At 74.3% G+C, this 7402-nt stretch carries 6 protein-coding genes; 3 read left to right on the top strand and 3 right to left on the bottom strand.

Features of this window, described 5'->3' with window-relative positions; all coding sequences use genetic code 11:
• Positions 1–38: 38 nt before the first annotated feature.
• Entirely contained in the window at positions 39–1241 is a 1203-nt protein-coding gene (locus tag ACWGPE_RS16270; RefSeq protein WP_231429816.1) for a baeRF11 domain-containing protein, read from the bottom strand.
• Positions 1242–1360: 119 nt separating this feature from the next.
• Positions 1361–2830: an FAD-binding oxidoreductase gene (locus ACWGPE_RS16265; protein ID WP_231429815.1), complete on the bottom strand. Its 1470-nt coding sequence runs from the start codon at positions 2828–2830 to the stop codon at positions 1361–1363.
• Between the two features lie 254 nt (positions 2831–3084).
• On the opposite strand from ACWGPE_RS16265, the gene ACWGPE_RS16260 reads away from it, so the two are divergent.
• A complete protein-coding gene (locus ACWGPE_RS16260) occupies positions 3085–4137 on the top strand; it encodes an LLM class flavin-dependent oxidoreductase (protein WP_452049081.1) in 1053 nt (350 codons plus the stop codon).
• Between the two features lie 23 nt (positions 4138–4160).
• Here the strand turns inward: ACWGPE_RS16260 and ACWGPE_RS16255 are convergent, their stop codons facing one another.
• Complete coding sequence (locus ACWGPE_RS16255; RefSeq protein WP_275505283.1) at positions 4161–4577, bottom strand: transferase; 417 nt, start codon at positions 4575–4577, stop codon at positions 4161–4163.
• A 132-nt stretch (positions 4578–4709) separates the two neighbouring features.
• On the opposite strand from ACWGPE_RS16255, the gene ACWGPE_RS16250 reads away from it, so the two are divergent.
• The gene (locus ACWGPE_RS16250; RefSeq protein WP_452049080.1) at positions 4710–6479 is read left to right on the top strand and encodes an ABC transporter ATP-binding protein; all 1770 of its coding nucleotides are present in this window, start codon (positions 4710–4712) and stop codon (positions 6477–6479) included.
• Positions 6476–7330 carry an energy-coupling factor transporter transmembrane component T gene (locus ACWGPE_RS16245; RefSeq protein WP_452049079.1) on the top strand — a complete coding sequence of 285 codons (855 nt, stop codon included), beginning with the start codon at positions 6476–6478 and terminating at the stop codon, positions 7328–7330. The genes ACWGPE_RS16250 and ACWGPE_RS16245 overlap by 4 nt, the downstream gene beginning before the upstream one ends.
• Positions 7331–7402: the final 72 nt, after the last annotated feature.

The raw sequence follows: 7402 nt of genomic DNA, 5'->3' as shown, positions 1-7402 counted from the left end.
CCTCGGGGCCGGCCCCGAGGCATCCGTCGTGTCGTGCGTCAGGCGAGCGCGTACCGCAGCTCGGCGACCGCGGGGCCCGACCACACGGTGCCGTCGAGGTCGTCGCTGCGGACCGTGACGACCTTGCCGCCCTTGGCGATGACGAGGAGGGCGAGCTGCGGCAGCAGGTCGCCCGCGTGCGTGCCGTCGGCGAGGGCCTCCCCCGCCCCGTTGCCGCTTGCGAACTCGATCGCACCCGAGTCGCGGTCGAGCGTGCCGTTGACGGAGGTCGTGAAGTCGAACCAGAGCGTCTCGACGGCGCCGTCGGCCGCCTCCCGTCCGATCGCGGCGAGGTCGCGCTCGATGCGGCCCGCCGTGCCCTCGGAGAGCTGGCGCAGCGACTGCTCGGCCTCGCGCACGTTGAGCGCACCGAGCTGCTGTCGAACCGCCTCGTCGACCTCGGCGGCGCCGAGGCGGTCGGGCGATCCGGGCACGGCGATGACACGCCGCGAGTTGCGGGTGTTCGCGAGGAACAGGCTGAGGAGCGGTTCGGCGGCGAACACGAACACGGGCACCCGCTCTTCGGGATCGAGCGCGAGCAGCTCGCGGCGGGCGATCTCGATGACGCGCTTCGAGTACTGGTCGAGCAGCTTCTTGCGGCCCTCGTCGCCGAGCAGCCGGCTCGCGCCGCCGAACTGGCTGGCGGTGCCGTGGCTCGAGCCGCGCGGCCGGTCTTCGTCGGGCTCGCGGTTCGTGGCCTCGTCGAGGTTCGCGGCGCCCGTCTGGTCGACGTCGAGCTTCGACGCGCGGTCGGTCGGCGTGGCGTGCCAGACGGCCCATTCGTGCGCCGACAGGGTGAGGGCGAACGCCTCCTGGTCTTGGCTGGGGGCGCGCAGCAGCTGCCCCAGCGTGAAGTGCGAGCCGACGTGCCAGGCGTCGTCGAGACGGTTCGGCAGCACGAAGACCTCGCTGAAACCCGGGGCGACGAAGATGGCCATCGAGCGGGCGAGGCCGCCCCAGAGGCGCTGGTCGCGCAGGATCGCGTCGCGCTCCTCGCGCAGCGCCGTGAGTTCGGCGGCCGATGCCCCACCCTGCTTGATCCGGTCGATCGCCTCGTCGAAGGCGCTCTTCACGGCGACCTCGGCGCGCTCCCGCTCGCTCACGACGGGCGAGGTCGCCGCGTAGATGGTGACGGCGGGATGATGCGCCCCCGCAAGGGCTGCGAAATCGGCAGTGGTGGGTAGTTCGTAGTGGACGGTCATTCGTTCCTCCCCCGAGTTCGCGCGACGACGATGTCGCTCGCCCCCAGCCTATGAAGGCCGGGGCGCGAGCGACACCCCCATCTGCGGGTCGGAGCCGACGTTCAGCGCGCCGCGAACATTCACCCCACCGGGTGGTTCGAGCGGATCAGGCGCGTCGGGTCGACGGCCCGCTTGATCGCGCGCAGGCGGGCGAGCCGGCCGTCGCGACCGCCGAAGAGGCGCTCGGCGTCGCGGCGGTGCTCGGCGAAGTTGAGGTACTCCTGCGGCGCCCGCCACGGCTCCATCGACGAGAGCAGCCGGCCGAGCGATCGGGCGATCGCCTCGTCGGCGCCGGGCACCGCGATCGCGGCACTGTAGAGCAGGTAGCCGGCGTCGAAACCCGCGGTCGCACCCGGCGTCGGCAGCCCCAGGTCGGTGGCCCGCAGCACGGCGGCGTCGGGTTCGACCATTCCCCCGAGGTGGCGGATCTCGGTCGTCATGAGGGCCGTGCCCGAGCCGGCGCCGACGGCGCCGACGAACGCGCGCACCGCGGCGGGCGTCAGCTCGCGCAGCGTCATGCCGTCGCCGCGGCCGGGCACGGGGCCGGGCGGGTCCATGTGCAGGGCGAGCAGCTCGGCGGGCGGCTGCGCGTGCACGGTGTCGATCTCGGGTGCGAGCGCGCGCAGCGGTTCGAGCAGGGCGTCCGTGCGTGCCCGGTCCTCGAGCACCACCGCCTCGACCACGACGATCGATCGGCCGGCGAGGAACGGCGGCAGCTCGGGCAGCGGCGGCAGGTGCAGGATGCGCACGACGCTCTGCACCGAGTCGGGCACCCGCTTCGTCCATTCGGCCCACACGGCCGCGACCTCGTCGGCCCGCTCGACGGGCCACAGCAGCATGCCCGCCATGACCTCGGCGATCGGGAAGAGGCGGAACTCCATCGCCGTCACGACGCCGAAGTCGCCGCCGCCGCCGCGCACGGCCCAGAACAGGTCGGCGTCGTGCTCCTCGTCGACCCGGCGGTGCCGGCCGTCGGCGGTGACGAGCTCGACCGCGAGCACCTGGTTCGCGGCGAGGCCGTGCGAGCGGGCGAGCCAGCTCACGCCGCCGCCGAGCGTGTAGCCGACCACGCCGACGTCGTGCGACGACCCGGCGAGCGCGGCGAGGCCGTGCGGCGCGGCGGCCGCGACGACGTCGCCCCAGAGGGCGCCGGCCTCGACACGGGCGACGCGGCGCCGGGCGTCGACGTGCACGTCGCGGAGCTCGTGGGTGCGCAGCAGGATCGCGTCGGCGAGGCCGTGGTCGGCGGCGAGCGGGCCGGCGTTGTGGCCGGTGCCCTGCGGGGCGACGGCGAGGCCGTAGCGGCCCGCGAGCTCGACGGTGCGCACGATGTCGGCGGCCGAGCGGGCGATCACGACCGCGGCGGGGCGCTGGTCGACGTCGAGGTTCCACGCGGCGCGGGCGGCGTCCCAGTCGGGATCGCCCGACAGCACGAGACGGCCGTCGAGGCTGGAGTCGAGACGGGCGAAGGCCTCGCGCAGCGGAAGGGCGAGGTCGTCGACGGCGTCCTCGATGAGGAGCTCGCCGGTCGGGGGCACAGGGGTGTTCACGGATGGTTCCTTTCGGTGTGCGTTCGCGGGCCGGTTGCCTCGGTTCTCGAACCGGCCCGGCGGCCGCATCGATGGATGCAGCACTCGCGACGAGATCCCATCCAATTCGTCGCGGACGTCCGGGTCACCCGGGGTGTCCCTCCGATCGGGTCAGGGGTTTCCCTGTCCCCCGCGGCAGCCTCGAGACGGCGCTTCGCCTCCACTCACGGACGCGGGCCGGAATACGGGATGCCTCGCGGCGGTTGCCGCTGGGGATGGACATCTCGCCGCGCCTCTCGGTTCTCGACCTCGTTCCCGTACGCATCGACCAGACGAGCGGAGGCGCCGTCGCGGCATCCGTACGCCTGGCGCAACTGGCCGACCGGCTCGGCTTCACCCGCTACTGGTTCGCCGAGCACCACAACATGCCGGCCGTCGCCTCGACGACGCCGCCCGTGCTGATCGCGTCGATCGCGGCGCGCACCGAGCGCATCAGGGTGGGCTCGGGCGGCGTCATGCTGCCGAACCACGCGCCGCTCGTCGTGGCCGAGCAGTTCGCCGCGCTCGAGGCCCTCGCGCCGGGGCGGATCGACCTCGGCATCGGCCGGGCGCCCGGCAGCGACCCGGTGATCACGCAGCTGCTGCGGGTCTCGGGCCCGACCGCCGACGTCGACCGGTTCCCCGACCACGTCGCCGACATCCTCTCGCTGCTCTCCCCCGACGGTGCGACCCTGCGCCTCACGAGCGGGCGCGAGTACCCGATCCAGGCGACCCCCGCGGCGAGCGCCGTGCCGACGTTGTGGCTGCTGGGCTCGAGCGACTACTCGGCGAAGCTCGCCGCCGAGCTGGGCCTGCCGTACGTGTTCGCCAACCACTTCTCGGGCGACGGGCTCGAGCGCGCGCTCGAGCTCTACCGCACGGAGTACCGGCCGAGCGAGTCGCACCGCGAGCCCGAGACGTTCCTCACGGTCAACGCCTCGGTCGCGCCAACGGTCGAAGAGGCCCGCGAGCGCGCGCTGCCGCAGCTGCGCTCGATGGCGCGGTTGCGGCTCAACCGCCCGATGCGACCGCTCGAGACGGTCGACGAGGCGCTCGCGGCGCCCGCCGACTCCGACGCCGAGGGCCTCATCGCGGCGATGGAACGACGCTGGGTGATCGCGGATGCCTCGGGCGCGGCGTCCGAGCTCAGGGCCCTCGCCGATCGCCACGGCATCGACGAGGTCATGGTCGCGCCGATCTCCGGCTCGTACGCGGCCGAGCCGGCCGACGCGACGCCGGGGCGCGAGCAGACGCTCGAGCTGCTCGCGGGGGCGCTCTCAGCCGCCTGACTCGACCGGCGCGTGCGGGTCGCTCAGGCTGCGAGGCCGAGCCGGCGCAGGTCCTTGGTCGTGGCGCGGTACTCGTCGCCGTCGGCGACGACGGTCTCGCGCGGCACCCGGGCGGCGTTGTGCACCTTCGCGCCGGCGCCGAGGGTGACGTACGGCCCGAGCACGGCGCTGCGGCCGACGACCGCGTGACGGCCCACCCGGGCGTTCACGCCGACGACGGCGCGCTCGGCGACGATCGCCTCGCTCTCGATCCAGGCCCGGGGGCCGATCTGGGCTCCCCGCTGCACCTCGGCTCCGGGGTCGACGTAGGCCGTCGGGTCGACGAACGCGGTCGGGTCGACCTTGGCGGTCGTGGCGACGAGGCCCCGGCCGTTCACGTGCTTGCGATAGCGACGCAGGATCCCGGCTTCGTCCTCGAACTCGACATAGCTGATGCCCACGTTCTCCTCCTCCCGGCGTGGAGGCTCCACATGCCGGACATCAGTACAACATCGGGCCTGACCGGGGTATTCCCGCGATCGAGCCCGGGCGAGCCGCTGCCCGGCAGCGCCGCAAGTTAGGCTGTCCTAAGCATGCCCGGATCCCCTGTTCTCGAGCTCGACCGCGTGAGCATCCGCCACGAGGGCGCCGAGCGGCCGACCCCCGCCGAGGTCTCGTTCGACGTCGCCCCGGGCGAGGTCGTGCTCGTGCTCGGGCCGAGCGGCTGCGGCAAGTCGACCCTCGCGCTCGCGCTCGACGGGCTCGTGCCGCACGCCGTGCCCGCCGAGCTCGCAGGCACCGTGCGCATCTCCGGCCTCGACAGCCGCGACCACCCCGTCGGCGTGCTGAGCGAGCACGTCGCGATGGTCTTCCAGGACCCCGACGCGCAGGTCGTCACCGGCACCGTGCTCGACGAGGTCTGCTTCGCGCCCGAGAACCAGCTCGTCGAGGCATCCGAGGTGCTCGCCCGGGCCGAACGCGCGCTCAAGCTCGTCGGCCTCTGGGACCGTCGCACCGAGAACCCCGACGCGCTCTCCGGCGGCGGGCGGCAGCGGCTCGCGATCGCCTGCGCGCTCGCGATGGCGGCGCCCGTGCTCGTGCTCGACGAGCCGACGGCGAACCTCGACCCCGTCGGCATCGACGAGGTCTACGCCGTGCTGCGCGAACTCGCCGACGACGACGAGCACGCGATCGTGCTCGTCGAGCACAACCTCGACGCGGCCGTCGACCTCGTCGACCGGGTGCTCGTGCTCGATGCCGACGGGCGCCTCGTCGTCGACGGACGCGCCCGCGAGACGCTGCGCGAACGGGCCGATGAGCTGGCCGAGCTCGGCGTGTGGCTGCCGGTCTCGACGCTCGCCGCGATGCGACTGCGCGACGCCGGGCTGCCGATCGGCCCGCTGCCCCTCACCCCCGCCGAACTCGGCGCCGCACTCGATGCGATGCCGACTCTGCCGCCGCCCCTCGGCGACTCGTCTCCGGTGCGCTCGACGGCGCTCGCACCGGCGCTGTCGCTCGCGCCGTCCGGCAGCGCATCCGCGCAGGCTGCGCCGGCGATCCGTGCGCGCGGCCTGTCGGTGCGGCGAGGAGGCCGGCGGGGGCCGGTCGTCGTCGACGACGTCGACCTCGAGGTCGCGCCGGGCGAGTTCCTCGCGATCGTCGGCACCAACGGCGCCGGCAAGACCTCGTTGCTGCAGGCGCTCGCGGGCGTGATCCCCGCTCCGCGCGGCACGGTCGAGGTGCTCGGCATCGACCCGGCGCGCGCCGATGCGCGCGAGCGGGTGCGCCGCGTCGGCTTCGTCTTCCAGAACCCCGAGCACCAGTTCGTCGCCCCGACGGTGCGCGAGGAGCTCGAGCAGGGCCTGCGGCTGCAGGGTCTCGCCGACGAGGCGGTCATCGAGGCGCGCGACCGGATGCTTCGCCGATTCGGCCTCGAAGCACACGCAGAGCAGCATCCGTTCCTGCTGTCCGGCGGGCAGAAGCGCCGGCTGTCGGTCGGCACGGCGCTCGTGGCCGGCGCCCCGGTGCTCGCCCTCGACGAGCCCACCTTCGGACAGGACCGCGCCCGCGCCGCCGAACTCCTCGACATGCTGCGCACCCTCAACGACGAGGGCACGACCGTGCTCGTCGTCACCCACGACCTGCAGCTCGTCGCGGACTACGCGGGCCGACTCGCCGTGATGGCCGACGGGCGCCTCATCGGCGTCGGCCCCACCGCCGAGGTGCTCGCGGGGCCGCTCATCGAGCAGTCGGGGCTCCGGCACCCGCCGCTCGCCCGCGCGACCCGCGGGCTCGAGCGGCACCCCGGGTGGCACGGCGTGACCCGAATGTCGCAGCTGCCGATCGCGGCGGGCGCCTCGTGAGTCGGCCCGCGCGGGCGTCCGTCGACGACGAGTCCGCGACCGACCCCGCCACCACCGGCCCCGCGGCGAGCAGGCCCACCCGCCGAGGCCCGCTCGCCGCCCTCAACCCGCTCGCCAAGCTCGCGGCGCCGCTGCCCGCGATGATCGTCGTCGTGTTCAGCCGCGACCTCGTGCTGCCGCTCGCGTTCATCGCGTTCGCACTCGTCGTGCTGCTGGCCGGCGCACGTCTCTCGGCCGGCCTCGTCACCGCGCTCGTCGTCGGCACGCCGGTCGCCGCGCTCGTGCTCGGCGTGAGCTTCGGCATCTGGGTCGACCCGTCGAGCGTGGCCGGCCCCGAGGCATCCGTCGTGCTCTTCGGGGTCGGCGACTGGAGCTTCACGCTCGCCGCCTACCTCGTCGGCCTCGCGACCGCGCTGCGCGTGCTCGCGGTGCTGATGCTCTCGCTCATCGCGGGGCTCACGTCGACCGGCACCGAGTTCGTGCGGGCGGCGGTGCAGAACCTGCGGGTGCCGTACCGCGTCGGCTACACGGCGCTCGCCGCACTGCGGTTCGTGCCGCGGTTCCGGCACGAGCTCGAGATCATCCGGGCGGCGCATCGGGTGCGCGGCACCGTCGCCGGTCGCGGGCCGATCGCGGCGGTGCGCCGGGCGTTCGGCACGGCGGTGCCGCTGCTGGCGTCGGCGATCCGGCACGCCGAACGGGTCGCGCTCGCGATGGATGCCCGCGCGTTCGGCGCCCATCGCACCCGCACCGAACGGCACCTGATGCCGTGGCGGGCGCGCGACACGGTCTTCGTGGCGGCGTTCGTCGCGGCGAGCGCGCTCATCGTCTGGGCGACGCGGGCGTTCTAGCGTCGATCCCGCTGCTCCCCGCGCGGCTCGAAGCAGGTTCGCCCGCTGGAAGCAGGTTCGAACGCGGTTCCA

This window comes from Agromyces sp. NPDC055658 (genome assembly GCF_053618155.1).
Note: the sequence above shows the minus strand (reverse complement) of the source record. Positions and strands in the feature narration are given on the sequence as shown.